The organism is Chryseobacterium sp. PMSZPI (assembly GCF_002835665.1).
Classification (GTDB): Bacteria; Bacteroidota; Bacteroidia; order Flavobacteriales; family Weeksellaceae; genus Chryseobacterium.
On the sequence record NZ_PIZV01000036.1, the window covers coordinates 1 to 25449 of the forward strand.

Sequence of the window (25449 nt, forward strand, 5' to 3'; positions counted from 1 at the left end):
CAGATTATCTGTTTTCTTTACAACAAATCTTCCTTTAGGGTCATACAAGGCTCCACTTGTTTGGGTTTGTGAGTCTAAACTATTGCTGACTATCTTCTGGGTCATATTTCCGAAACCATCATAATTATACGTCTCAAGCAAATATCCTGTGTTATCACGATTCCAGTTTTTTAAGGTTTTTAACAAATTGTTTTCATAAATGTACTCTTCCTTAGCCGACTTAGTATCTCCATAAGCCTGTACTACATCAACTTTAGATTTTGGACGCCCAATATAATAATTGGATCCAATACCAGATGGATTATGAATATATTCAAAGGTGGAAGTCGTTGTAGAATATCCGCCATTGATCGTAGATATAGTTTGAGCAGGAAGATAATAGTTTCCATAAGTAATAGTGCTTTCTGTAATAGTACCTGTCAGAAAATCTTTAGCCCTGGTATTTTCAGGAAGTATTGCTTTTACAACCTTTGGTTTGTCAACTTCGGCCACTACAGAAACCTCCTGTCCATTGACCTGTTGGTAAGTCTTATAAATTACAGATTTAAGACCTAACAGTTGGGTATTACTTTCAGACAGATCTGTAGGAAAGACCTTAGATTCATCATTGGTTTTGATTGACCATTCCTTTACAGGTACTCCTTCATTTAATGAATTTATTTCTGTTCCACTCCATATTTTTGTGTTTTCAAATCCATCTGCATACCAAGATGAACGAGCTGTCTGATGATATCCTATAATCCCTTTTCCTTGTAAATGAGCAGTCAATCCCCTATACCTGAAATCTTGTTTTCTGCTTTCCTGTCTAAGTTGTGACACAGCATAAGATTGATCCGACCTGCTTAAAGATACATAGGGATAGTATTCTTTTTTATTTTTTTTGTAAAAATTAGGATTAATTATATTCTCAGGAATGACTTCCAGGTAATCAACATACGTAGTAATTCCTCCTTGAGCAATGGATTGGATCCGAGATAAATTTCCGATGGAAGAAGGAGCTTTAAGTTTATGAACTCTTTCTTTCCAAAATAAAAACACATCATAATAGTTATTATTAGCCTTTATTTGTGCAGTAATAGGAGCAAATATTCCATATTCATTCCAATTGAGTGTTGTATAGGGTGTTCCCTTCTTCTTGAATACAGAAAACTCAAGGCTTTTATCTATCTGATACCCATTAGATGTATAAGTAGCAATCTCATATCCAAATTCTCTGTAATTTGAATTTCCGTTTGAATTTTGTTGTCCAATTTTATTATAAGAATATGTAAAGACAATATCTGACTTTCCATCTTTATTAATATCAGAAATAGAATAGAAATAACGGTCAACCAGAGATCCACTGGAAGAACCTCCTTTTCTGAATTTGATAAAGTCTGTTTTAAAAAAATTATCAAATCCTTTTCCTGTGCCTAAATAAAATCTCCAACTATCAGCATCCTTATTATCTGTTGTTGGAATTGTAAAGTCAAGAATACCATCTCCATTAAAATCTCCAAACAATATTGGAGTTTCGGAATCTTTGTTTTCAAGAAGATTCCCGGAAAATTTGATTTTTTTCAAATATTCAGTAGGAGCTGTTTTTATAAATTCAAATACCGTATAAGTTGTACCGGACACATTAATAATATCTACCTTTCCATCACCATCAATATCCATATACCTTTGGTCTGTATAAGAGTTTTCATCCAATCCCCAATTTCCTGAATAAGTTGAAACAGGAGTATTTGGGTTTTTCAAATCTACGATAAATCGATCAACAAATCCAATTCCTGAACCTCCACTCTTTAATGTAAGAAATATATCAGAAATTCCATCGCCGTTGATATCTCCTTCATTTAAGCTAACATTACATGTTGTACATGATGTTGAAGGAATATTTTTTTCAAATACTTTAACAAAAGTATTATTTCTGAAAATATATCCTAAAATTTTACCATCATTATATTCAACAATACCATTGCCATTATATATTTGACCTTCTTCATCCAATAAAGTTCCTACAACTTTAGCATTGTCCGCAAAAGTTTTATTAGTGGAAATGTTTGACAAGGTTTCATTAAAAGCGCCTAGCTTTACAGTACCATTATTCATTACAAAATCAAGATAAGAGTCTCCATTAAAATCTCCGGAGAGCTTCACATTCTCAAAACTTTCAGCATTGCCTGGAGCCGGAGCATATTCAAGATCTGGAGAAGTAGAAACGGGATAAGTAAAAGAAATTGGATTTGCGGGACTATTATCTGCATTATATTCGGTAATCTTATTAACAAACTGATAATTTGTTCCGCTTTTAAGGTAATCTATGGTATACCTTTTAAACTGATTTCCGTTTGAATTCACCTTAATTTCTGATAAAATCTTATTTTGTATATATTCTGAACCTTGTACATAAGTCTTTTCTTTCAAATCTCTATCAAAATAGGTGAAATCAATAGAATTAAAATGGGGCTTGCTCAGCATTTCATTTCCTCCCCACTCTATATTGTATATAATAGCGATATTCGTAAAAGCAGTTTGAGAATAATTATATGAAATATAGTTTCCTTGTATATCTCTCCACTTTACAATATTGTACTCGATAGGAGTTCTGGCATTACTAAGTCCTGAAGCGGTTGCTCCATACCATGCTTGCGAACCATCCTCAAAAGTAACTTCCCAATATTCAGGTCCTTGCCACACTTGTCCGATTACAGAACCAAAGGATTTTATTTTTATATTGGAATATTTCTCCGTAACATATTCCGCTCCATCTTTTCCATATTCTCCGGATTTTAAAATCAATTTTTGTCCATTGAAACTGTAATAGTCAGAATAATCTAATTGGATCTTTTTAACCTCACCATCTTTTTCAATATTCTTTCCTATTCTTGAAATAGACGTAATTCCGGATAAATTCCATCCATATCCGGCAATTCCGTTTCCTGAACCACTGGTATACATAAGATTTACTTGAGGAGCAACACTTTTCACTCCAGGAGGTAATGCAATCGGCAATGTAAATTGTAATTGTCCCGCTCCATTAACATCTATATTTCCTTTTGTATCATGAAAACTTTGTCCTGCCGGTGCAGACGTTCCACTTGGATTATTAGCTCCTGCATTGGAATCTACAGGACCTCCTCCTGCATTTTCTGTAGCAGGTCCGGGTTTAGCTATAAAAGGATTAGAAGTCGTTGATTTGGCTACAAAGCCCTGTGCAAGGATGACCGCCTGCGGATCCTGAACGGTACGGGATGTAGTTTCTGGCTGATACAGGATGGTCTGTGAAAAACCCATCACTGAACACAAAGACAGTATAAAGGATGAAATAAATTTCATATTTGTATTAGTTGTTTAAATGATAATTGATGAATGATCGTTGATAAGTAGAAACCGTATGAGATGCAGAGAAAGAATAATTTTAAAATCTTTCAATGCTTCAATCTTTAAATTTCTTTCCTTATCTTCTATCTTTTGGTAACATTTCGACCAAAGACTCTTCCGTCCTTCAATGTAAAACGCAGAATATAAACACCCCAGTCGTATCCGGTCATGTTAATCTTAACCTGACGATTTAGCCCGGGTGCATTTTGTTGTTGAAACTTCCAATGAACGGTACTATGTTGGTAGAGTGATACAGATTCTATTAAACTGTCTACTTCTTCTGTCCAGTCAATCGTTAAATACTCATTTACCGGAACAGGATATAATCTGATCTGTTTCCAAAATGTTTTTTCATCAATGGCAGGAGCCTGTTGGGTAATGGCAGCCGTTTTTTCTTGTAATTTCATTTCTTTCGGAATAGCCTCTTCAGCTTTTTTGGCTGCGGCATTAGTTCCTCTGTATCTCTGATTTCCGGCTTCGTCGTATTTGAAATAGACTTCTGTTTGTGAAAAACCTAGAAATCCTATTAGAAGAGAGAATATAGAAAGTAGTTTTCTTTTCATCTGGATATTATTTTGTCTTTAATGAATTTTATGAGGTTTAAAAAAGAGCATTTTATCGAATAAAATCACTGCATTATTTTCCAGATTCTTTATTCCGTTATGCTTCTTTAGAATAACAGAGATCCTGAATATATTGCAAGATTTCTTTATTGATGCTATTTTTGAGCAGATAAAAGCTTTTGAACCTGTTTCTCCATTTTTTCAATCTTTTCAGATTGTGATTTTAGAGTTTGGTTTTCTTCCTGAAGTTTTTTGATTTCCTTATTTTGTTGTATAGAATAAAGGGTTAGCTCTTCGATTTTCTGTAATAACTTAATCTGAAACTCACCAACATTTACACCTTCTTTTTCCATTACTTTTGCAGAAGCAATTTCAGGAAGGTGCTTTTTCATTTTGATATGTTTTTCAATATCCTCTAATCTGGGTAAATTATAGCTTTCTTCAAATACAAAATCTGCTGTAGGGGTTAAAGTAATTTTCATTTCCTTTGCTTCAAATTTTCCAAACAGTAATGCATTTCCGTTCTCTCCATTGATTACAAATGACTTTAACCAGTCCCAATCAGTATTACCAGCATTTCTTGGAGCAATATGTAATGTTTTTCTACTATCATCAGGAGTGTGAAAAATCCATGAATTACTTCCTGTACTAATAAAATCACTGAATCTAGCATTTCCATTAACATTAAGCTTAACTAAAGGAGAATCTCCCTCTATATCATTATCATTAATATAGCCTATTCTTACTTTTCCATCACTAGACTGCATAACAAGCCGACTCCAACTTCCCCATTGGGGATCATTTGATAAAGCATTTCTATAAAAAACCCCTCCATCATTAAAGTTTAGTTGATGATTCTTATTTCCTGAATTATCATTCCAAGGAGCAATCGTTAGCATTCCAGAATAATTACCTGTACCTGGAACGCCTACTACATCTCTGAATTTAAATTCTGCCTTGAGCTCACCTTTATAGACAGATGGTAAATCATTAATACTCCTGGTATCATGAATAGTTAGGCCTCCTGCGTTTTGAGCATAAATTAGACTTGAAAATATTGTTCCAGCAATTAGTAATGTTCGTTTCATATAATAGTATATAAGTTTATTTTAAAATTGAAAAAATTGAGATATTTCTAATCAATAGTGAATTGTGTTTTAATTTTGCAAAGGTAGTAAAATGCATATCTAAAACCAGCACAAACGCTTTAGTATTAAACATTTTAACATACATCATTAATTTTAAAAATACAATAAATAACAATCACAAAATGATGTTATTTTTTAAACAATAAATAACCATTTTGTGAAAATTAAGCTTAACAACCTTTATAATTTAGCTGATGGGTAAAGTATAAAAACAAAAAAACTTTGCCCTCGCGGACAAAGTTTATATAATAATATGATTTGTATTTTAAGAAAAGAAAGTCACCAAAAGATAAGTAATTCCTGCTACAATAGCTGAAATTGGAATGGTTAATACCCAAGCCCAAAGTAAGCTTACCGTAATCCCCCATCTTACTGCTGAAACTCTTTTTGTCAATCCTACCCCGATGATAGAACCTGTAATCGTATGTGTTGTAGATACAGGAATACCAAAGTGGTCTGTGATAAATAAAGTAATTGCTCCTGCAGTTTCGGCACTTACCCCTTCCAATGAAGTTACTTTTGTAATTTTAGTCCCCATTGTTTTGATAATTTTCCAACCACCGCTCATCGTTCCTAAACCAATTGCTAAGAACGATACCAAAGGAACCCAAAGGTAATGTTGAGCAAAATAATCGAAACGCCCAGCAGCAGGGATATTCAAATAAACCGGATCGTGAAGCATTTCCACATGATAGTAAATTAATGCCGCTCCAATGATCCCCATTACTTTTTGCGCATCATTCAAACCATGACCTAAGCTGAATAAAGCCGAAGAAGCCAACTGTAATCTTTTGAAAGACTGATCTGCTTTATGAGGATTTGATCTTTTATAAAGGTGAATAATAATCAGTGTAATGATAACGGAGATAATCATCCCTATAATCGGTGCCATGAAAATGAACAAGAAGATAGGAATTACTTTATCAAACTTGACAACACTTTGGTGAGTTACCTGGGCGAAAGCTTCCTTAGCCGTTTCCCAAAAGCCTAATCCCGGTTGCGCTGCTGCCACATCATGATAATCCATCATAAAAGCATGCATTAATGCCGCTCCTAAAAACCCTCCGATCAACGTATGCGACGATGATGAAGGAATCCCAAACCACCATGTCAAAAGGTTCCAGGCAATGGCTGCTACAAGACCGGAAAATATAACTTCCAGTGTGATAAAGTTCTCGTTAACTGTTTTGGCAATTGTATTACCAATTTTGAATTCTCCAATAATATAAGCAGCGATAAAGAAAGCCGCAAAGTTCCAAAGCGCCGCCCAAAGTACAGCCTGGAATGGAGTCAAAACTTTTGTAGAAACTATAGTTGCAATTGAGTTGGCCGCATCATGAAAACCATTGATATAATCGAAGATCAGAGCCAATCCAATAATAACTACAAGTAAAATCGGAAATTCCATTGTTTGTTATGTATTGTTTAGGCGTATTTAATCATGATGTTCTCAATCGTATTGGCAACATCTTCTGCTTTATCTGTTACGATTTCAAGATAGTTCAGTACAGACGAAACTTTAATGATATTGATGGCATCATTCGTTTCAAATAATTCTACCATTGAATTGGAAAGCAAATCATCTGCAATATTTTCAATTGAATTCACTTTAATACAAGCCTCTTTTACCTGCTCCATATTTTTGAACCCTTTAAGGTTTTTCATCGCATTCTGAATTTCAAGACATGCTTTATGAATCAATAAAGAGAAGTCTGAATAAGCCTTCATCTCAGGAGATTTGTACAAGAAAATATATTTTGTAGAAGCGTAAATATAATCCGCGATATCATCTAATCCTGTTGCTAATGTGTGAATATCTTCACGATCAAAAGGAGTAATAAAGTTTTTCCCTAATTCTACGAAAATTTCGTGAGTAAGCTCATCATTTTTATGTTCGAAGTCACTCATCTTCTTTAACATTGAATCATCATTAAGATCGAAATCCTTGATTCCGGCATTGAATTCTTCAGACATTGCCACTAGGTTTTCAGTTACCTTTTCAAAAAGTACAAAGAAGATTTTATCTTTTGGTTGAAAAGCGTGGAAAATATTACCAATTCCCATTTTTTAGTATTTATAATTCGTGTGCAAATTTCTTAAAAAAGGATTGTACGTGAAACTATATAACATTAAGTTTTGTTAACATTACATTAACCCTTGATTATCAAATAAAAAAACCGACATTACTGCCGGTTTTGTATGGTATTAAGAAGGTTTAGTTTGCTACTTCAGCCCTCATATCTTTTCCTTTGAACTTCATGGATTGAATATTGCTTAAAACATTGTCTTTAAACGATTTTTCAACTTCGAAGAAGGAGAATTTCTCTAAAATTTCAATATCACCGATTTCAGCTCTTTTCTTGCTCTTTCCGCCAGCAGTAGCTTTGTTGATAATATCTAAAACATCAAGTTTCTTTAAGTGGTCTTTTTTACCCAAGTTGAAGAAGAATCTTACCATGTTTTCATCTCTTCTTCTTGGTTTTCCACCACGATCTCTGTCTCTTCCACGATCTCCTCTGTCTCTGTCGCGACCTCTATCTCTGTCACGTCTGTCTCTTCTTGAGTAGTCGTCATCTCTGCTGCTCAATTTCTGCTCAACAAGGTCATGCTTGTCTTTGTAGTATAAAGCAAGGTCTTTCAATTGGAATTGCAGCAACTGATGCACCAATTCTTCTTTAGTAAAGTTGCTTAGATCCGGAATTAAGCTATCATCAAACTCGAAAAGATCTTCGTGCTCCGTCAATAATTTTTCGAATACACCTCCTACCTGAGCTTTGATAATATCATCACCTGTAGGAATTGTTCTTTCGTGGATTTCAATTTTTGTAGCAGATTTGATTTGTTTCAATTTTCTGCTTTCCTCAGGCTTAATCAGAGCCATAGAAATACCATCTCTTCCTGCTCTACCTGTTCTTCCACTTCTGTGAACAAATACTTCAGGATCATCAGGTAAAGAAAAATGGATAACGTGCGTCAGAGAGTTTACATCCAATCCTCTTGCTGCAACGTCTGTTGCCACAAGGATATCAATGTTTTTCAATCTGAATTTCTTCATTACCGTATCTCTCTGCGCTTGAGAAAGATCCCCATGAAGGGCATCAGCTGCATAACCGTTCTGCATCAAGAAATCAGCAACCTCCTGAGTCTCCATTCTTGTTCTACAGAAAATAATGGAATACTGGTTAGGGTTTGCATCGATTAATCTTTTCAATGCTTCTTTTTTCTGGCGGTATCCTACCACATAATATTCGTGAGTAATGTTCTTCTTCACTTCGTTGATAGAACCTACTGAAATACGGTGTGGCTTTGTAAGATAATTTTTGGAAATTCTTTCCACTTCTTTATTCATCGTAGCCGAGAATAAGAAAGTTTGTTTTGTTTCCGGAGTTTCGCTCAAGATGGTTTCCAATTCATCCTTGAATCCCATAGAAAGCATTTCATCAGCTTCGTCTAATACTAACCAATGAATGGCAGAAAAGTCTAGTGCCTTTCTGTTGATAAGATCAATTACTCTTCCCGGAGTTCCCACAATAATCTGTGGTTTATCCTTCAAAGATCTCATTTGCTCTACAATACTACTTCCACCATAAACCGCAGTTGTTTTGATGTCCTTCATATACTTAGAGTAATTCTTTATGTCCTTCGAAATCTGAAGACATAATTCCCGTGTCGGACAAAGCACCAATAATTGGATTTTGCGACTCGTATCGTCAATCATATCCAAAATCGGAAGCGAAAACGCTGCTGTTTTGCCTGTCCCTGTCTGCGCAAGTGCGATCAAGTCGCGAATATCTGAAAGAATAAAAGGGATAGTCTGTTTTTGGATTTCTGTTGGGCTTTCGTAGCCCAGTTCGCCAATTGCCTTAAGGATATCAGGACTTAAATTGGTTTCCGTAAATAAATTCATTAACTATTTTAAAATTTTTGCAAAGATACAATAAATATTTGACTTGTTTTTGAACAAAGTTTTAAATATACAAACTTAAATTCAGAATCTTTTAATATATTTTTAATTTTTTGAAAATTAAATCCAAAAAAACAAGCCTTAGGTTAAAAACTTGTTAAACATTATTTTTTTTTATTAAATTGGATTAATTTTTTCTGTGTTATTTATGAATTTTCAAAAATAAAACCATGAAACGCAAATTTTTCTTTTTAATATTTACTTTTAGAGACCTCAAACATACACCCTACTCCCCATCATTTAAACCTCTAATGAGATATGAATAGTTTTATGTAATTTTGAATTGAAAGGCACAAAATAAAAACAACCAGTTGCCAATAAAAAATAATCACAATAATAAAACACCCAACAAAATATGTCAGCCAACATTTCTTCCAAAACTTTTGATTTTTTAAAAAAATTAAATAAAAATAATAACCGTGACTGGTTTAATGAAAATAAAAATCTGTACACAGAATCTCAGCAAAATGTTGTTTCATTTTTAGATGAACTGATTAAAGAGATGTCCGGTTTTGATGAAGAATTGGCTAAACTAGACAGTAAAAAAGCCCTTTTCAGAATTTACAGAGATACCCGCTTTTCAAAAGATAAATCTCCTTATAAAACCAATTTTGGAGCTTCTTTAGGAATGGGAAAAGGAAATCAAAAGGGAGGTTATTATCTTCACATGGAGCCCGGAAATCTTTTCTGGCAGGTGGAATTTACATGCCCGAATCGTCTGTTTTAAAAGAAGTACGAAAAGAAGTTTCATTGTATGGAGATGAGTTTCTCAAAATTTTAAACCATAAAGATTTTAAAAAACATTTCCCGGAATTAGACCTGGATGACAAACTAAAAAAAGTCCCTCAAGGTTTCGAAAAAGATGATCCTATGGCAGAATATTTAAAACTAAAGAATTTCATAGTATTGTATCATTTGAAAGACGAAGAGGTTTTAGATAAAAATGCAGTGAAGAATATGACCAAGGTGTTTAAGTTGATGAAACCTTTCAATGACTTTCTTAATGCTCCTTTTTTAGATTAATTTTTTTTTTTACCACAAAAGATTAAACACTTAAGTTTTTAAGTTAAAAAGGTTACGTTGAAAAGAAAACTTAAGTCTTAAAAAATCAGAGATTTTTATAAATCTGCGAAATCTGTTTGATCAGCAAGCCCAAAAACAGCCATACATATCTACACACCCTATAGCTAATCATTTTCATAGTTGATAAGAAATATATCTTTTATAAAAACACCCACAAACTTAATGACTGATTTTCAATTTATTATATTTAACATTTTTTAAGATAAGTTTTACATTTTTCCTTATCTTTGCTGTTCGTCAAAAAGCAAAGGATGTCTTTATACCAAAAAATTGCAGAAAAACTACAATATATAAGTCCGAGATTTTACAAAAAAAGATATTTTAAGACCTTAAACAATCTTAATAAAGATAATTTTTCGGAGCGGAATGTAGAACCGGAACTGGTATGGATCAAGGAATACCTTCCTAAAAAAGCTGTAATACTGGACATTGGTGCCAATGTCGGAACATTTCTTTATCAATTGGAAAATACATTGGATCATGAGCATATTTATGCTTTTGAGCCTAATAAAAAGTTATACCGCCGATTGAAAAGATTGTTCCCAAGAATGAGAATATTTCCTTTAGCTCTTTCTGACGAAAATATGACAGCCGAATTCAAAGTTCCTGTCATCAACGGAAAAACGGTGGCTTCCCGCGGTACCTTAAATACCTCTTACAAAGAAAAAGGCGAAGAGAAAAGCTACACTGAAAAAGTAAAGGTGATTAAGCTAGATGATTGGGCAGCAATAGAACATTTCAACAGGATTGACTTCATCAAAATAGATGTTGAAGGAAATGAAATAAAAACGCTTTCAGGTGCTAAGGCAACTATCCGACAATTCCGTCCGACTTTAATGGTCGAAATGGAACAAAGACACCACCAAACACCAATATGGAATGACATTTCTGAAGTAAAAAGTTGGGGATATGAAGTACAGTATCTTAACAGGAACACTTTTACTTTGGAAACTCTTACAGAAGACATTCTATCACACAATACAAACGACGAAAAAAATAAAACTCAGTACATCAACAATATTATTTTTATACCTAAAAAACATTAAAAACAACTTATGAGTGTAGTAGCGAGACAAGGCTTCAAATATTCCATTATTGGCTATATTGGTTTTTTGCTGGGCACAGTTTCCGCAATATTCATCTTCCCGAATGATTTTGAATTTTATGGAAAACTTCGCTATATTCTTCCTACTGCTGAAATGTTGGTTCCTTTTGTTGTGCTGGGAATCTCCTATTCCAATGTAAAGTTTTTTCACATGGTGGAAAAAGACGGCAAAAAACAGAATATGCTATCATTGTCATTGCTCACTGTTTTTATCAATTTTCTCATTTTCACCTTAGTATTTTTTATACTGCCGTTTTTTTATCCGAAATTTAAACACTCGGAAGCATGGAAGATCAAAGAAATGATTCTTCCATTAATTTTAATCCTCTCATTCTGTGCTATTTTCAACAAATACACTTCAAATTATAAAAGGATTGTTGTTTCCAATATTTTTGACAATCTGTTTCCGAAAATAGCTAACCTGGGAGCTTTTTGTTTGTTTTATTATTTTGCATTATCACAGAAAATTGCATTTGCCTTCTTCTTCGGAATATTTGCATTAATGCTCTTCGGGTATATTTATTATACAAACAAATTAGAGAAGATTCACTTTGATTTTAATACGGATTATTTCAAAAAGGATGATCTGTGGAAAAGATTTTTCAACTATAGTTTTTTTGGGTTTTTAGGAACTTTCGGGAATTACCTGGCAATTAACAGTTTTATGATTGGAGAATTTATGGGTATGGAAGAAGTAGGAATTTACTCTGTTCTATATGCCCTGATTTCACTGATTTCAATTCCTCAGTTGGGGCTGTTCAATATCTCTGCTCCTATCATTAATAAAACTCTTGCTGATGGGGATATGGAGGAACTCGATAGATTTCACAAAAAAACTTCATTAACGCTATACTTTCTAGGAGCTATATTATTTTCATGCATTATGGTAGGGTTTCCGTATCTGACGCAATTCATGCCGAAAAATGGGACTATGCTTAGAGAATACGAACCTGTAGTATGGATTTGGGGATCCGCAGTTTTAATAGATCTGGCCACCGGTTTCAATGGTAATATTATTTCGCTTTCAAAATATTACCGATTTAATATTCTGGTAATGCTTTTATTAGCCGGTTTAACCATCGGACTGAATTATTATTTTATAAAAAATACAGATTTGAAACTAATCGGAATTGCTTTATCTACCGCCATTTCGCTAACTATCTATAATATTGTTAAAATCATATTCAATTACATTGTATTTAAAGTTTCGCCTTTAAGTATTGAAATGATTTTTGTCTCCATTATTTGCACCCTGGCTATCACAGTAGCGATTGTTCTCCCTAATTTCAACAGCAACATTATCAATCTAATATACAAACCTTCTGTAGTGCTTATATTGATATATATCGGAAATTATTTTACAAAGATATTCCCGATAGAAGATTATTTAAATATGAGATTTATTAAAAGTATTTTTAAGTTTAAATAACAAAAAATGCTACATTAGCAAAAATTATATGTAATAATACAGGGATCATTATGGCTCAGAAACTGCGACAAAATACAGACCATAATAAACATCCTAAGCAGGATTTTCAAGTGGAGCGTCTCGCTTTTTTCAGTGATGCTGTTTTCGCTATTGCCATTACACTTCTTATCATAGAATTCAAAATTCCTCATGTCACAAAAGAAAGTTCTTTTGATGATGTTTGGAAACAACTGGTTGATCTTAAATATAATCTATTTGCCCTTTTATTAAGTTTTTTCCTGATCGTAACCTATTGGATGAGACATCATTTTTTATTTAAACATATTCACAACTATAATAAAAAAATTGTTGTTGCCAATATGATAATGTTGTTACCCATCATTTTTTTCCCCTTCACCACTGCTTTTTTTGCTGAAAGTGTAGATAATAAAAATGTTGTCATATTAGCCTTTAGATTCTTTTTAGCAAATCATATTCTCGCAGGACTTAGTATTTACATACTTTATTGGCTAGCCATCGTAAAGCACAAAGAATATTCTTTTGAAATGAGTATACCGGAAAGGAAAAAATTTACATCAGGTCTGTTATTCACAACAATTACTTTTTCTATTATATTTTCAGTAACATTTTTGACAGACAATGTTCAGGCTATCCTATGGGTTTTTCTTGCGTGTGGAATATCAAAAACAATATTTGATAAGTTTGTAAAAAGAAACACAACAAAAAACAATGTAAATATTATTTAAGAAGATTATTTAAAGTATTTTCCAAATTGTGCAAAATTTCTTCTCTGCTGTATTTTTTCTTGAAATCAAAGCGGGTATTTTTAAGCGCTTCGAACTGCTCGATGATATTTTCTTTTTCAGAAATAATAAAATCAAGTTGTGAAGGATAATTCTTAGGAAAAACTGCTAATTTCCCATAAACAATAGCATCTCCCAGGTTACCTGTCATTTTGGTAAGTCCGTAAATTTCTTTTAAACTGAAGAATTCTGTTTTCTGTTGGATTGGGCACCAAAGAACGTCTGCCTTTTGCATCCATCTTTCAAAATCTTCAGAGGAAACTCTCTCGGAAAAGTAAGTAATATGAATATTTTCGGGTAGTTTTTCGGATAATTTTTTCAATTGATTTAACTCATTATCTTTCGCTTTTCCCAAGAATACAAATTCGTAATTCTTATTTGTGTTTATATTCTGAATGGTTTTAAAAATATAATGGTAATCCCTACGCTTCTGTGAAACACCACCAGGAATCACAATGGTTATATCTTTATTTTCAGTTTTGATAAAATCTCTTGTGTAAAACAGAGGTAAAAATTGATATTCCCCCGAAAGTAAAGCCTCATCCAACACCAAAAGAGATTTTGATTTCCGGTAAACCCTGGAAGAATACAGCAAACCTTCTTTCCACCATAATTTTAGCCTGTACATCACATCTCCTTTGAAAACGCTCTTTATCAAATCGGATTTTGAGGCTTTTGCAAAGTTCAGATTATGGGTAATAATTGCAGTATTGTATTGTTGAGTAATGACTAAAAAAGTATTGAAAAAACGATGAACTGTTCCGATAATAATTAAATCATACTCTTTCTCCTTAAGTTGATCCAAAATCATAGAACTGTCGGATAAAAATACAGTTTCATCATTCTGATAGATCTGATCTTTAATTTTTTTTGAAAAATAATAATCTACGGCAAAATCTCCGGACCCTTTCATAATATCCATGAAGGCCTGTGCTATCTCAGCATGAGTATCTATTTCTATATAGGCAATTTTTTTCACTGAATCCGAACGCTTGTTTTTATGGGTTTTGGCTAAAGCCAATGGATATTTTATTTTTTTATTAAATGGGCTAAAGCCCATTTCTATTGATGTTTACTTGGATTTACATCACATTTTCAGCCATTTCTTCTTCAACATCGTCCAGCGTTGATTGTTAACAATTTTTTGTTCTTCTTTTGTAATCTTCAATTCTAATTTCTTAGATCTGCAATTTTCATAAGCTGAAATAATATCAAAGAAAAATGAGATTGATTTACTTTTCATAGCTTCTTTGGAAGAGGCAATATAAGCCAGAAATCTGTTTAATCCTAAAAAATAGAAATAACGTCCATAATAATCAGCCGGCCTTATAGTATAATCAGCACCTTTCACCTTAATAAGCTTTACATGCAGTTTGGGAAGAACCACTTCTTTCCAGCCCAAATGTTCTAACAATATGGCATCTATATTATCCCAACCTAATGTCTCTCTCAACCCACCAATTTGGATAAAGCATTCTTTTCTATAGGCTTTCATGGGACCTCTTACGTGATGTTTATTGGAATTTCCTTCATATACCCAACTTCCGTCTTTTTCTACATATAGTAATCCGCCTACCAATCCATATGTCGGATTATTAACGAAAGCATTTTCTATGGTTTGTAAATAATTTTCAGAGAGGATAATATCCGCATCAAACTTACAAATGACGTCAAAATCATTTAAAGATTGTGCTTGCAGGCCATTTTTAAAAGCATGAACGACCTTAGAGCCAGGTTGGTGTTCTGATTTTTGAAGATTTATCGTTTCAAAACGAAAATCCTGTTGTGTATACTTTCGGATCACTTCCGCAGTATTATCTGTGGAACCGTCGTTCACGACAACCACTTTAAAAGCTTTATGGCTTTGCTGCTGTAAAGAATCCAGAGTGAACGAGAGATTGTTTTCTTCGTTGTGCGCAGGAATTATGATTAAAAACCTCACGTATTATGATATAAATGATGAATAAAAAGAGGCTGTCTCAAAAGTCAAATAATTTGGCTTTTGTCATTGGCTACGTCGAATCTTCGATTTCTGATGAAGGAAGAATCTCTTTGACAACCAATTACATGAGATTCTTCACTGCATTTCATTTCGTTCAGAATGACACTTTTGAGATGGCCTCTTATTTTTTATTATTTGTTATGCGGTTTCAGCATGTTTTTCGGATCTAGAATTTCATCCAGCTTTTCCTGAGAAAGAATTCTTTTCTCTAAAACAAGATTATAAACACTTTTTCCGGTTTCCAATGCTTCTTTAGCAATTTGTGTAGACTGTTTGTATCCAATATAAGGATTCAGTGCAGTTACAATACCAATGCTATGTTTCACCATATTCAGGCAAACTTCTTTGTTGGCAGTAATTCCTATTACACATTTATCATGAAGAGTATCCATCGCATTGCAAAGGAAATTGATATTTTCCATAATGGCATGAGAAAGTACCGGCTCCATTACGTTAAGCTGTAATTGCCCTGCCTCTGCTGCAAAAGTTACGGTTAAATCATTTCCAATAACTTTGAAGCAAACCTGATTTACTACCTCTGGAATTACAGGATTTACTTTACCCGGCATGATAGAAGATCCCGGTTGCATTGGCGGCAGATTGATTTCGAAAAGTCCGGCTCTTGGTCCTGAAGAAAGCAATCTTAAATCATTACAGATTTTTGACAATTTCACGGCAAGACGTTTCATTGCCGAAGAATAGATAACATAAGAACCTGTATCCGGTGTTGCTTCCACTAAATCCGGTGCAGAAATGATTGGAAAACCTGTAATCTGAGCTAAGTTTTTCGCACAAAGCGTTGCATAACCTACCGGAGCATTTAACCCTGTACCGATAGCTGTTGCCCCCATATTCACCTCTACAAAAAGATTGGCATTGTTATTCAATTTAGAAATATCTTCTTCTAAAGTAGCAGCGAAAGCCTCAAACTCCTGCCCTAAAGTCATCGGAACTGCATCCTGAAGCTGTGTACGTCCCATTTTTATCACATCCTGGAACTCCTTCCCTTTTGCACGGAAAGCCGCTATAATTCTCTCAAGTCTTTCTACCAAACCAACATTCATTTGCAATAATCCCATTTTAATTGCAGTTGGATAAGCGTCGTTGGTTGATTGAGAAAGATTGATATGATCATTAGGTGAACAGAATTCATACTCGCCTTTATTTTTGCCTAGTTTTTCCAGGACAATGTTAGCAATCACTTCATTCGCATTCATATTGATAGAAGTACCTGCCCCACCTTGAATCATGTCTACCGGAAACTGTTCATGGTATTTACCTTCTACAATTTCATCACACGCTTCTGCTATTTTGAAATACAGGTTTTCATCAAGAAGCCCCAATTCATAGTTGGTTTTTGCAGCAGCTTTTTTTACAAAAGCCAAGCCTTTAATAAAATCCGGGTAAGAAGACAAAAGTTGTCCTGAAATCTTGAAATTGTTGATAGCTCGTTGTGTCTGAACCCCATAATAAGCATCCATTGGTACATTCAGTTCGCCCAATAGATCACTTTCTTTTCTGAAATTTTCCATTACAGATATTTTACTGTTTTTGATGGTTTAAAGATAGCAAAAACGCATCGTTTAGATGCGTTTTAATTTGAATTATTTTACCGGATATTTTTGATTTAAAGCCTGCAGGATTGCCCAGGTCTCAGCATCCATAATCCCGTCATAATTTTGAGGACGGAAATGATACTGGAAAGCCTCAATGGTTTTCTTGGTCGCATCATCCCATTTTCCACTAGGCTCTATTCCGTACCCGAACTTTTGCAATGCAGTCTGAATAAGGAATACGAACGAAGAATCATTATATCTTGTTGTGAAATCCGCTTGTGCTATATTGAAAAAGTTTTGCTTCGTCATCTCATCATACCACATTCCCAATTGATACTCATCATAAAGCTTTTTCCACGGAAACATCGGTCCCGGATCCTGCTTTCTTGTAGGGGCAATATCTGCATGGGCAAGAACATTGGTTGCCGGAATCTGATATCTTGTAGCGATATCTTTTGCCAAAGCTGCAACTTTTTTTATTTGTTCATCACTGAACGGAGCAAATATTCTTTTACCTGTTCCATCAGTAGAATATCCCGCATTTACAATTTCAATCCCTATGGAAGTATCATTAAGATTTTTATCATTTCTCCATGAACTTACCCCGGCATGGTAAGAACGTTTGTTCTCATCTACAAGTTGATAAATTTCGTTATCTCCGATATTATTAACTAAATAGTGAGCACTTACCGCTTGTTGAGTAAGAACCGTGATCGATTTATCATCCGGAATAGCTGTATAATGTAATATTAAATAACGCTGTCTGAAGTTCTGAGCAACAGCAGGAAAATAAGTTTTCACTACTTTATAACCAGCCGGCTTTGCAGATACAATAGAACCATAGCTTACTGTATTATCATTTTTTGTAGGATCTGCTATATTCGTAGTAAAAAAGTCTACTCCATGATCAGATATTACTTTTGGCTTTGGAGCTTCCGGAGTCGGAGTTTTAGCTACAGGTTTCGGCTGTACTACGGGTGTTTTCGGTTTGTAAGTATTTTTTTTCACATTTTGTTGGGAAGTACATGAAAAAACGATAGTGCTTAATCCGATGATATATAATGTCTTACGCATCAGTTTGGTTTTTGAATGATTTATTACCTCAAAAATACACAAATTTTTCTTGAATTTTATTTGGTAAATAAAGAAATCTGTTCTATATTTGCACTCGCAATAACGGAACAACGATCATTAAAAAATAAACAAAAAGGAGGGTTGCCGGAGTGGTTAACGGAGCAGTTTGCTAAACTGTCGACGCGAAAGTGTCGCAAGGGTTCGAATCCCTTACCCTCCGCTCTCTTATATATTCTCGGGGCGTAGCGTAGTCCGGTCATCGCGCCTGGTTTGGGACCAGGAGGTCGCAGGTTCGAATCCTGCCGCCCCGACTTTTTAATGAGCTTATTAACTTAAGCAAAATCAACGTTTAAGGGTGCGTAGCTCAGCTGGATAGAGCATCTGCCTTCTAAGCAGACGGTCAAAGGTTCGAATCCTTTCGCGCTCACAAAAAACCTCATCATTTCTATGGTGAGGTTTTTTGTTTATATTAGCTTCATGTGCTACTGCTATATTCTTTACTCTAAATCTTTAAACAAGTATTATATTGGACATTCTTGTGAGAATTTACAAGAAAGATTAAGAAGACATCTTTCAGCTCACAATGGATTTACTTCGAAAGTTAAAGATTGGATTATTGTTTATACTGAAAAATTCTGCTCTAAAGCTCAAGCATACAAAAGAGAACGAGAGATTAAAGCTTGGAAAAGTAAATTGAAAATTCAAAAGCTGATTAGCGAAAAAAACAGGATAGAGCATCCCGATTTATAATCGGGACGGTCAAAGGTTCGAATCCTTTCGCGCTCACAAAAAACCTCATCATTTCTATGGTGAGGTTTTTTGTTTATATTAGCTTCATGTGCTACTGCTATATTCTTTACTCTAAATCTTTAAACAAGTATTATATTGGACATTCTTGAATCAATCTCAAAAGTTGTGGGCAACATAGAAATGCATGAATATAAATTTATTTTTTTTATTTATACTTTTGTCTTAAAACAAAAGTATACAAAAATTCAAGACTGGAATCATACGCTAAAAATTGATATTGACTCCTAAAATTTCCAAACTCGCATGGAGTCAAACCCTTCTTCTTCGACTCAAAATTCCAACCATGCTCAAACAGTGGAAATTTTTCAACGGATCCAATCTCAATTTTTTTAACGCTTCTGCTTCCTAGGTCAATTAAATATTACCCATTCAAGTCCATCCATTTTTATCGTCGTTTTTCTTTGTATTTAAATATAAAATTCAAATTCTTCACAACTTTTGCGATTGATCCATATTAGATTAGTCCCAAAAGTTGTGGACTAAGCTAAAAAGTTTGGTTAATCTAAAGAGGAAAAATGTTCTATCTTTCACGCCTCTGAGTTGTATTCTGAAGTTTTTAATTTTAGCATTGAAAGATTCTACGGAAGCATTAGTGCTTCTTTATCAAAGCAGTTCAGAATCTCTCTACAATGATTCATTATTGTTTTTCTTAAGATAGAAAATGGTTTAAAATCAACCTCTTTCACCTTTCTGAACCAATATGGGATCAGGTGCAAAAGTTTGGGGCTAGGTAAAAAATTAGTTAATCTGAAGAAAAAAAATGAATTATCTTTTTACTCCTCTAAGCTTTATATTGAAATTTTATTTCAACGAAGACAAGATGCAATTCATTATTGATAAGGGAGCTAAGAAAGCGACAAAAGTCGCTGATGAAGCGATGTAGATATGCATACGCTTAGAAAAAATCAATACAATTGATTCAGTCTTTGCTTCCTAAAATACAACACCAGATACTGATATCCTTTGCGTGAAACTTTAAAATTAAACAGATCTAAATAGCTGCGCTACATTTAGCCACAAACCGTTCAAACTTACGATCTGCATTCCGCATGACAGATCCGTGACCAAAGCAGATAATGGAAGGATTCAGCTCCGCTAACTTCTGAAGCGATCTGATATTGCACTGCTGATCTGAAGTAAATATGCTTGGTGGAAGATGCAAACCAGTCATCGTCGTGAGCAGGTTCATGTTCGTTGCCACATCTCCGATTATCAATATGCCATCCCGCTCTCGAAATAAAGAAATATGGCCAGGCGAATGTCCGGGCGTCTCTATTACCTGAAAGCTTCCGATCCTATCATTTTCAGCAATTGTTCGTTCGACTTTATGTCCCTGACCTGCCCAATATTTTTGTTGAAGCTTTGCTATCCAATGTTGCGGAGCCGGATAGTCGCTGGTAACCATACCTGTTTCGGTTCTAAAAATTTCATTGGGGTGACAAAGCAAAGGTATCCCGAATTCAGCACATATCTGATCACTACAGCCTTGGTGATCTGCATGTGCATGTGTCAGTATATGCTGATAAACAGGAATCTTTTGGATAGCCTTCTTTATAGTGGCATATGAAGTCCGTATTCCGGAATCTACCAATGTACCTTCAACAATATAACAATTGATACTATTTCGTGGCATCAGTGAAATCTGAAACACTTCGGGAGCGATTTGATGTAACATAGTTTTTTTATGCAAATCTAGATCAGAAATCAAAGCAGCGTAAGGACATTTGTCCTATAATACGCCAGATCTGTGTATTTGCCCCTTCGCCCGTGTAAGCGATCGTTGCGTGATACCCAGGTATGATGCCAGGTCTTGCGTCGCCACACGCTGAACAAGCATCGGTTCTTCAGATAGCATATGACGGTATTTATCCACAGCTGACCTATTATTGTAATTTAGCAGATAGCGTTCTTTTTGATCATACTCCTGCTCTATCACCGATTTTATAATTCCATTCCAAGCAGTCACCCGACCAAGAAGGTGTTGATAATCCAGGTAACTTATTCTATACATTACAGTATCTTCTATAGCCCTGATACTTCTTCTGGATTTACCTTGCATCACAAACTCCTGAAATGAGGTAACAAATTCATTTTCAAATTTGAAACAGGTTATATTTTCCTTCCCTTCTTTATCGACAGCGTATGCTTTTACAGCTCCACTAATGATAAATCCAACATAACGACAATATTCATCTTCACGAATAAAAAAATCACCTTTTTTTAGGCGAATCGGTTTAAAGAACTGTGCAGAAAAGTTGATTTCCTCAACTGATAATCCTCCTGTTAAGGATAGATATTTTTCAAATATGGCAGTCATTTTCACAATCGTTTTATTCACTTACTTTTTTTTCAACAATTTAATACGTGGATTACATATAAAACCCAATATCTAAATCTAACAATTATTGTACATTCAAAAAAGTTCAGCAATTGAAAGACCAATTTGTTTTTTTTTACAAGATCGATCTACTCTTGTCAGTCTCCTTATATATTTACACCGTGTGAATTTTTCACTTCTGCCATAACAAACGTACTATGTGTACTTCCTATAGCATCTACAGAACCTAATTTGTTAAATACAAAATCCTGATAATGCTTCATATCTTTCGCCTGGACTTTTAAGAAGAAATCATAATCACCGGAAATATTGAAACATTCTACCACCTCATCTATTTCCATGATCTCCTTTACAAAGTCATGTCCTACAGATTTATCATGAATTTTTAATTTTATCTGACAAAGAACCATAAATCCACGGTTGAGTTTTTCTGCATCAAGAATAGCAGCATATCTTTTTATATAGCCTTCCTGCTCTAGCCGTTTCACTCTCTCAAAAACCGGAGAAAGAGAAAGGCTGATCTCTTTTGCAAGTTCCTTAACCGTCAATTTTGAATTGTTTTGTAGCAGTTTAAGTAATTGAAGATCTTTGTCGTCTATATTTTCCACAGTATATTTTTCTTTTAGAGGTTGATATTATTCAAATTTACAGAAAAATTTTCTGTAAATAATTTATATAAAAAGTTTATTTTTCTTATTTATTCAAAAATAACAATATTTTTATTCTTTATATTTATTTTTGTTCAAAAATATAATCTAATCAACATTCGTAATGTTGTAGATTATTAAAGTATAAGTTCTTTACATACTTCATCAAACAGGAAAGGTTTTACTTAAGGTAGATTAATAGGGAATCGTGTGAGAATCACGAACTGTCGCGCAACTGTAAGTAACATATCAAAGGTTTCGTCCTTGCATATCCACTGCCAAAAGCGGGAAGGATGACGGAAACCGTTACAAGTCAGGAGACCTGCCTTTACTGAATTGACAATGCTTTCGCGGTCTGAAGCTTTTGGTCGAACAGATGAATATATTTTATAAGTGCATTTCTCTATATGAGTTGTACTGTTTGAATATGTCATTCTTTCTCCAAAATTTCAATATCGTAAACAGCACGAAGCATTTAAAGTGCTTTTCAAATTTAAGTTTAATTTAAAAAGTAAAAAAATGCAAACGCACATTCTGGGCTATCCGCGAATTGGTAGCAAAAGAGAACTCAAAAAAGCCTGCGAGCAATATTGGTCAGGTAAAATTCTTGTGGAAGAACTTCTAAATACCGGAAGAAATATCTGCAATCAAAACTGGGCTATTCAAAGAGAAGCCGGAATTGATTTGATTCCTTGTAATGATTTTTCTTATTATGATCAGGTTTTGGATATGACTTTAACAGTAGGAGCCATCCCAACACGTTATCATGAAGTTGCTCTTAAAAAGAATAATACAGAGTTGGACCTTTATTTTGCCATGGCAAGGGGTTACCAAAAAGAAGGGTTGGATATCACTGCCATGGAAATGACAAAATGGTTTGATACCAACTACCACTATATCGTCCCTGAGTTTTATAAAAACCAACAGTTTAAACTTAATTCAGATAAAATATTCAATGAATTTGCCAGTGCAAAACAAGCCGGAATTAACGTAAAACCGGTCATTATCGGACCTGTTTCTTATCTACTTTTAGGAAAAGAAAAAGAAGAAGGATTCGATAAACTCGATCTGGTTCAAAACCTTCTTCCTGTTTATATTGAAATTTTAACAAAGCTTCAAGAGCAAGGTGCTAAGTGGATTCAGTTTGACGAACCATTTTTAGCTCTGGATTTAACAGAAAAAGCAAAGGAAAAATATGAATGGGCTTATAGTGAAATCAGAAATAAATTTCCAAAACTAAAATTCATTGTTGCTACTTATTTTGATGGCTTAAAAGATAACTCATCTCTTGCTGTTTCACTTCCAGTGAACGTCCTGCATATTGATCTGGTTAGAAACCCTGAACAATTAGATAAAATATTAAATACAATCCCGGAAACACTGAGCCTTTCATTAGGAATTGTGGATGGAAGAAATATCTGGAAAAACGATTTTCAAAAATCGCTGTCTTTCATCAAAAAAGCAGTTGAAACATTAGGTTCCGAAAGAGTCTTTATAGCGCCATCCTCTTCTTTACTTCATTCACCATGTGATTTGGATTTTGAAACCGGCCTTAATCCTGAGATTAAAAACTGGCTGGCTTTTGCTAAACAAAAAGTACAGGAAGTAGTAACTCTGAAAGAGCTGGCAAACGGAACTTCAGATGAAAATTTTTTGGCAAAATTTGCAGAAAATAAAGCAGCAATCGCCAGCAGAAAAACATCTCCTTTAATTCACAATGAAGCAGTAAAACAAAGAACAAGTGCAGTAACAGAAGCAGATTCCCGAAGAAAAAACTCGTTCAAAATTCGCAAGGAAGAACAACAAAAAGCTTTGCAACTGCCTTTATTTCCAACCACAACAATCGGATCATTTCCTCAGACTGCAGAAGTAAGAAACTGGAGGGCTAAATTCAAAAAAGGCGAGTTAACGGCAGAACAGTATGATACCTTATTAAAGGAGGAAACAGAGAGAACAATTCGTTGGCAGGAAAAAATCGGAATTGATGTGCTGGTGCACGGAGAATTTGAACGTAATGATATGGTTGAATATTTCGGAGAGCAACTGAATGGATTCGTATTTACTAAAAACGGCTGGGTACAAAGCTATGGAAGCCGTTGTGTAAAACCACCGATTATTTTCGGAGATGTTTCCCGTCCAAACCCTATGACGGTTTACTGGTCCCAATATGCCCAATCACAGACAAAAAAATGGGTAAAAGGAATGTTAACAGGTCCTGTTACTATTCTACAATGGTCTTTTGTTCGTGATGACCAACATCGTTCTGAAACCTGTAAGCAGATTGCTCTGGCAATCCGTGACGAAGTTGTAGACCTGGAGCAAGCAGGAATCAGAATCGTTCAAATTGATGAACCTGCTATTCGTGAAGGGTTACCATTGAGACAATCAGATTGGCAAAATTATCTAAAATGGGCAGTAGAAGCCTTCAGAATTTCATCAAGTGGAGTTGAAGATACAACTCAGATTCATACCCATATGTGTTATTCGGAATTTAATGATATCATTAAAAATATCGCTGATATGGATGCTGACGTGATTACAATAGAATGCTCCCGTTCACAAATGGAGCTTTTGAATGCTTTCGCCGATTTTAAATATCCGAATGAGATTGGCCCGGGTGTTTATGATATTCATTCTCCAAGAGTTCCGTCAAAAGCAGAAATGGTTGAGCTTTTAAGAAAGGCTCAAAACGTAATTCCGGCAGATCAGTTGTGGGTAAATCCTGACTGCGGGTTAAAGACAAGACATTGGGATGAAACAGAGAAAGCTTTAATTGCTATGGTACAAGCCGCTAAAGAGGTAGCCTCTGTTTTAGTAGAAAACGATTGATGGTAATTTCATTTTAAGAATAATACAATTACACACCCTATCAAAACCACTTAATACTCTTTTTAAATTCACCCAAGGCCTTACTATTTTATGGTAAGGTCTTTTATTATGCAGTAATTCTGTAATGTTGTCTATTTCTACAATCACCTTTTATTTATAGCCCGCACATGCATATCCATTCACCTTGTCATCCCGCAGAGATCCAGCCAACACTAATCGGGCTCACATTTTACTTTTATTTTTTTCATATGAGATGCGAATATATTTAGTTTTTAAATTTTATATTCTAAGGAGGCAAAGCTAATTAATTATACTTCCTTTACTATTGTCCAATTTTTCACGGAATCTCTGAAGTTCTTCCGGACTTGGTTTCACCCAATCTACCACTTCTCCAACAATTTTCAACGGCGACTCAGAACGATAGGAACGGGTCGGATTGCCCGGAAATTTTTTATCTGTAACATTCGGATCGTTTTCATACTCACCTGTCGGTTCAACGATATATACCCGTTCCCGACCATCTCCCTTCGCTAATGCCGCTGCAAGCCCTGCCCCATTTACCAAAGCCGTAAAATAGATATGATTCATCCTGAATTCAGATTTGTAATTGGAATGGCCACCTGCCGTCAATAGATCTCCAACTTGTAAATCCGCTTTCGTACCATGATAAAATGGTCCTTTATCGGAAAGATTATTTTTAAATGAAATAGCTAATTCAAAGTTCTTCTTTGA

General features: G+C 34.5%; 21 protein-coding genes, 3 tRNA genes, 1 pseudogene and 1 riboswitch. Of the genes and pseudogenes, 11 read left to right on the top strand and 14 right to left on the bottom strand.

Annotated features, from left to right (window positions below; all coding sequences use genetic code 11):
• The 6 genes from CW752_RS07330 to CW752_RS07355 form a co-directional block, all read right to left on the bottom strand.
• Positions 1 to 3321: FG-GAP-like repeat-containing protein (locus CW752_RS07330; RefSeq protein WP_185117592.1), on the bottom strand; the 3321-nt coding region annotated here is incomplete at its 3' end.
• A gap of 128 nt (positions 3322 to 3449) precedes the next feature.
• Positions 3450 to 3929, bottom strand: coding sequence for a hypothetical protein (locus CW752_RS07335; protein ID WP_101239105.1), 480 nt, complete (start codon positions 3927 to 3929; stop codon positions 3450 to 3452).
• 155 nt (positions 3930 to 4084) lie between these two features.
• The gene (locus CW752_RS07340; RefSeq protein WP_101239106.1) at positions 4085 to 5017 is read right to left on the bottom strand and encodes a DUF4200 domain-containing protein; all 933 of its coding nucleotides are present in this window, start codon (positions 5015 to 5017) and stop codon (positions 4085 to 4087) included.
• Between the two features lie 325 nt (positions 5018 to 5342).
• Positions 5343 to 6485, bottom strand: coding sequence for an inorganic phosphate transporter (locus CW752_RS07345; protein WP_101239107.1), 1143 nt, complete (start codon positions 6483 to 6485; stop codon positions 5343 to 5345).
• Positions 6486 to 6502: 17 nt separating this feature from the next.
• Complete coding sequence (locus CW752_RS07350) at positions 6503 to 7141, bottom strand: DUF47 domain-containing protein (protein ID WP_065393534.1); 639 nt, start codon at positions 7139 to 7141, stop codon at positions 6503 to 6505.
• Positions 7142 to 7292: 151 nt separating this feature from the next.
• A complete protein-coding gene (locus tag CW752_RS07355) occupies positions 7293 to 8984 on the bottom strand; it encodes a DEAD/DEAH box helicase (protein WP_101239108.1) in 1692 nt (563 codons plus the stop codon).
• 412 nt (positions 8985 to 9396) lie between these two features.
• Between CW752_RS07355 and CW752_RS17065 the strand changes: the two genes are divergently transcribed.
• The 5 genes and pseudogenes from CW752_RS17065 (at position 9397) to CW752_RS07375 (ending at position 13404) form a co-directional block, all read left to right on the top strand.
• On the top strand, positions 9397 to 9768 hold the full coding sequence (locus CW752_RS17065; RefSeq protein WP_262496351.1) for a DUF2461 domain-containing protein: 372 nt from the start codon (positions 9397 to 9399) through the stop codon (positions 9766 to 9768).
• Positions 9708 to 10064, top strand: a pseudogene (locus tag CW752_RS17070) (DUF2461 family protein); the annotation flags it as partial. The gene CW752_RS17065 and the pseudogene CW752_RS17070, both read left to right, overlap by 61 nt.
• A 311-nt stretch (positions 10065 to 10375) precedes the next feature.
• Positions 10376 to 11170, top strand: a complete 795-nt coding sequence (locus CW752_RS07365; protein ID WP_101239109.1) for an FkbM family methyltransferase — start codon at positions 10376 to 10378, stop codon at positions 11168 to 11170.
• 9 nt (positions 11171 to 11179) lie between these two features.
• Positions 11180 to 12658 carry a lipopolysaccharide biosynthesis protein gene (locus CW752_RS07370; protein ID WP_101239110.1) on the top strand — a complete coding sequence of 493 codons (1479 nt, stop codon included), beginning with the start codon at positions 11180 to 11182 and terminating at the stop codon, positions 12656 to 12658.
• A 50-nt stretch (positions 12659 to 12708) separates the two neighbouring features.
• Entirely contained in the window at positions 12709 to 13404 is a 696-nt protein-coding gene (locus CW752_RS07375) for a TMEM175 family protein (RefSeq protein WP_101239111.1), read from the top strand.
• On the opposite strand, the gene CW752_RS07380 is transcribed toward CW752_RS07375, so the two are convergent.
• The 4 genes from CW752_RS07380 to CW752_RS07395 all read right to left on the bottom strand — a co-directional run bounded on the left by CW752_RS07380 (position 13397) and on the right by CW752_RS07395 (position 18093).
• Positions 13397 to 14521, bottom strand: a complete 1125-nt coding sequence (locus CW752_RS07380) for a hypothetical protein (protein WP_228401667.1) — start codon at positions 14519 to 14521, stop codon at positions 13397 to 13399. The genes CW752_RS07375 and CW752_RS07380 overlap by 8 nt on opposite strands.
• Positions 14522 to 14548: 27 nt before the next feature.
• Positions 14549 to 15403 (bottom strand): glycosyltransferase, encoded by an 855-nt coding sequence (locus CW752_RS07385; protein WP_101239112.1) that lies wholly within the window; start codon positions 15401 to 15403, stop codon positions 14549 to 14551.
• 191 nt (positions 15404 to 15594) lie between these two features.
• Entirely contained in the window at positions 15595 to 16995 is a 1401-nt protein-coding gene (gene aspA / locus CW752_RS07390) for an aspartate ammonia-lyase (protein WP_101239113.1), read from the bottom strand.
• A 72-nt stretch (positions 16996 to 17067) separates the two neighbouring features.
• Positions 17068 to 18093 carry an N-acetylmuramoyl-L-alanine amidase gene (locus CW752_RS07395; protein ID WP_101239114.1) on the bottom strand — a complete coding sequence of 342 codons (1026 nt, stop codon included), beginning with the start codon at positions 18091 to 18093 and terminating at the stop codon, positions 17068 to 17070.
• A gap of 135 nt (positions 18094 to 18228) precedes the next feature.
• Between CW752_RS07395 and CW752_RS07400 the strand changes: the two genes are divergently transcribed.
• The 5 genes from CW752_RS07400 to CW752_RS17075 all read left to right on the top strand — a co-directional run bounded on the left by CW752_RS07400 (position 18229) and on the right by CW752_RS17075 (position 19786).
• Positions 18229 to 18313: transfer RNA gene (locus tag CW752_RS07400), tRNA-Ser, on the top strand.
• A 16-nt stretch (positions 18314 to 18329) separates the two neighbouring features.
• A tRNA-Pro gene (locus CW752_RS07405) sits at positions 18330 to 18404 on the top strand.
• A gap of 42 nt (positions 18405 to 18446) precedes the next feature.
• Positions 18447 to 18520, top strand: a tRNA-Arg gene (locus CW752_RS07410).
• Positions 18521 to 18570: 50 nt separating this feature from the next.
• Positions 18571 to 18843 carry a GIY-YIG nuclease family protein gene (locus CW752_RS07415; RefSeq protein WP_101239115.1) on the top strand — a complete coding sequence of 91 codons (273 nt, stop codon included), beginning with the start codon at positions 18571 to 18573 and terminating at the stop codon, positions 18841 to 18843.
• Between the two features lie 820 nt (positions 18844 to 19663).
• Positions 19664 to 19786 carry a hypothetical protein gene (locus CW752_RS17075; RefSeq protein ID WP_262496352.1) on the top strand — a complete coding sequence of 41 codons (123 nt, stop codon included), beginning with the start codon at positions 19664 to 19666 and terminating at the stop codon, positions 19784 to 19786.
• 108 nt (positions 19787 to 19894) lie between these two features.
• On the opposite strand, the gene CW752_RS07425 is transcribed toward CW752_RS17075, so the two are convergent.
• From CW752_RS07425 to CW752_RS07435, 3 genes are all read right to left on the bottom strand, one after another.
• Positions 19895 to 20578: an MBL fold metallo-hydrolase gene (locus CW752_RS07425; RefSeq protein WP_101239116.1), complete on the bottom strand. Its 684-nt coding sequence runs from the start codon at positions 20576 to 20578 to the stop codon at positions 19895 to 19897.
• Positions 20579 to 20632: 54 nt separating this feature from the next.
• A complete protein-coding gene (locus CW752_RS07430; protein WP_101239117.1) occupies positions 20633 to 21220 on the bottom strand; it encodes a Crp/Fnr family transcriptional regulator in 588 nt (195 codons plus the stop codon).
• Positions 21221 to 21387: 167 nt separating this feature from the next.
• A complete protein-coding gene (locus CW752_RS07435) occupies positions 21388 to 21849 on the bottom strand; it encodes an Lrp/AsnC family transcriptional regulator (protein WP_101239118.1) in 462 nt (153 codons plus the stop codon).
• 198 nt (positions 21850 to 22047) lie between these two features.
• Positions 22048 to 22233: riboswitch (cobalamin riboswitch) on the top strand.
• A gap of 174 nt (positions 22234 to 22407) precedes the next feature.
• Between CW752_RS07435 and metE the strand changes: the two genes are divergently transcribed.
• On the top strand, positions 22408 to 24717 hold the full coding sequence (gene metE, locus CW752_RS07440; RefSeq protein ID WP_101239119.1) for a 5-methyltetrahydropteroyltriglutamate--homocysteine S-methyltransferase: 2310 nt from the start codon (positions 22408 to 22410) through the stop codon (positions 24715 to 24717).
• A 300-nt stretch (positions 24718 to 25017) separates the two neighbouring features.
• On the opposite strand, the gene arr is transcribed toward metE, so the two are convergent.
• Complete coding sequence (gene arr, locus CW752_RS17125) at positions 25018 to 25425, bottom strand: NAD(+)--rifampin ADP-ribosyltransferase (RefSeq protein ID WP_410493638.1); 408 nt, start codon at positions 25423 to 25425, stop codon at positions 25018 to 25020.
• Positions 25426 to 25449: the final 24 nt, after the last annotated feature.

Bases quoted from the DNA above. Each gene is read 5' to 3' on its own strand.
- CW752_RS07335 (WP_101239105.1), bottom strand. From the start codon at position 3,929: ATGAAAAGAAAACTACTTTCTATATTCTCTCTTCTAATAGGATTTCTA.
- CW752_RS07340 (WP_101239106.1), bottom strand. From the start codon at position 5,017: ATGAAACGAACATTACTAATTGCTGGAACAATATTTTCAAGTCTAATT.
- CW752_RS07345 (WP_101239107.1), bottom strand. From the start codon at position 6,485: ATGGAATTTCCGATTTTACTTGTAGTTATTATTGGATTGGCTCTGATC.
- CW752_RS07350 (WP_065393534.1), bottom strand. From the start codon at position 7,141: ATGGGAATTGGTAATATTTTCCACGCTTTTCAACCAAAAGATAAAATC.
- CW752_RS07355 (WP_101239108.1), bottom strand. From the start codon at position 8,984: ATGAATTTATTTACGGAAACCAATTTAAGTCCTGATATCCTTAAGGCA.
- CW752_RS17065 (WP_262496351.1), top strand. From the start codon at position 9,397: ATGTCAGCCAACATTTCTTCCAAAACTTTTGATTTTTTAAAAAAATTA.
- CW752_RS07365 (WP_101239109.1), top strand. From the start codon at position 10,376: ATGTCTTTATACCAAAAAATTGCAGAAAAACTACAATATATAAGTCCG.
- CW752_RS07370 (WP_101239110.1), top strand. From the start codon at position 11,180: ATGAGTGTAGTAGCGAGACAAGGCTTCAAATATTCCATTATTGGCTAT.
- CW752_RS07375 (WP_101239111.1), top strand. From the start codon at position 12,709: ATGGCTCAGAAACTGCGACAAAATACAGACCATAATAAACATCCTAAG.
- CW752_RS07380 (WP_228401667.1), bottom strand. From the start codon at position 14,521: ATGGGCTTTAGCCCATTTAATAAAAAAATAAAATATCCATTGGCTTTA.
- aspA (WP_101239113.1), bottom strand. From the start codon at position 16,995: ATGGAAAATTTCAGAAAAGAAAGTGATCTATTGGGCGAACTGAATGTA.
- CW752_RS07395 (WP_101239114.1), bottom strand. From the start codon at position 18,093: ATGCGTAAGACATTATATATCATCGGATTAAGCACTATCGTTTTTTCA.
- CW752_RS07415 (WP_101239115.1), top strand. From the start codon at position 18,571: ATGTGCTACTGCTATATTCTTTACTCTAAATCTTTAAACAAGTATTAT.
- CW752_RS17075 (WP_262496352.1), top strand. From the start codon at position 19,664: ATGAATTATCTTTTTACTCCTCTAAGCTTTATATTGAAATTTTATTTC.
- CW752_RS07425 (WP_101239116.1), bottom strand. From the start codon at position 20,578: ATGTTACATCAAATCGCTCCCGAAGTGTTTCAGATTTCACTGATGCCA.
- CW752_RS07430 (WP_101239117.1), bottom strand. From the start codon at position 21,220: ATGACTGCCATATTTGAAAAATATCTATCCTTAACAGGAGGATTATCA.
- metE (WP_101239119.1), top strand. From the start codon at position 22,408: ATGCAAACGCACATTCTGGGCTATCCGCGAATTGGTAGCAAAAGAGAA.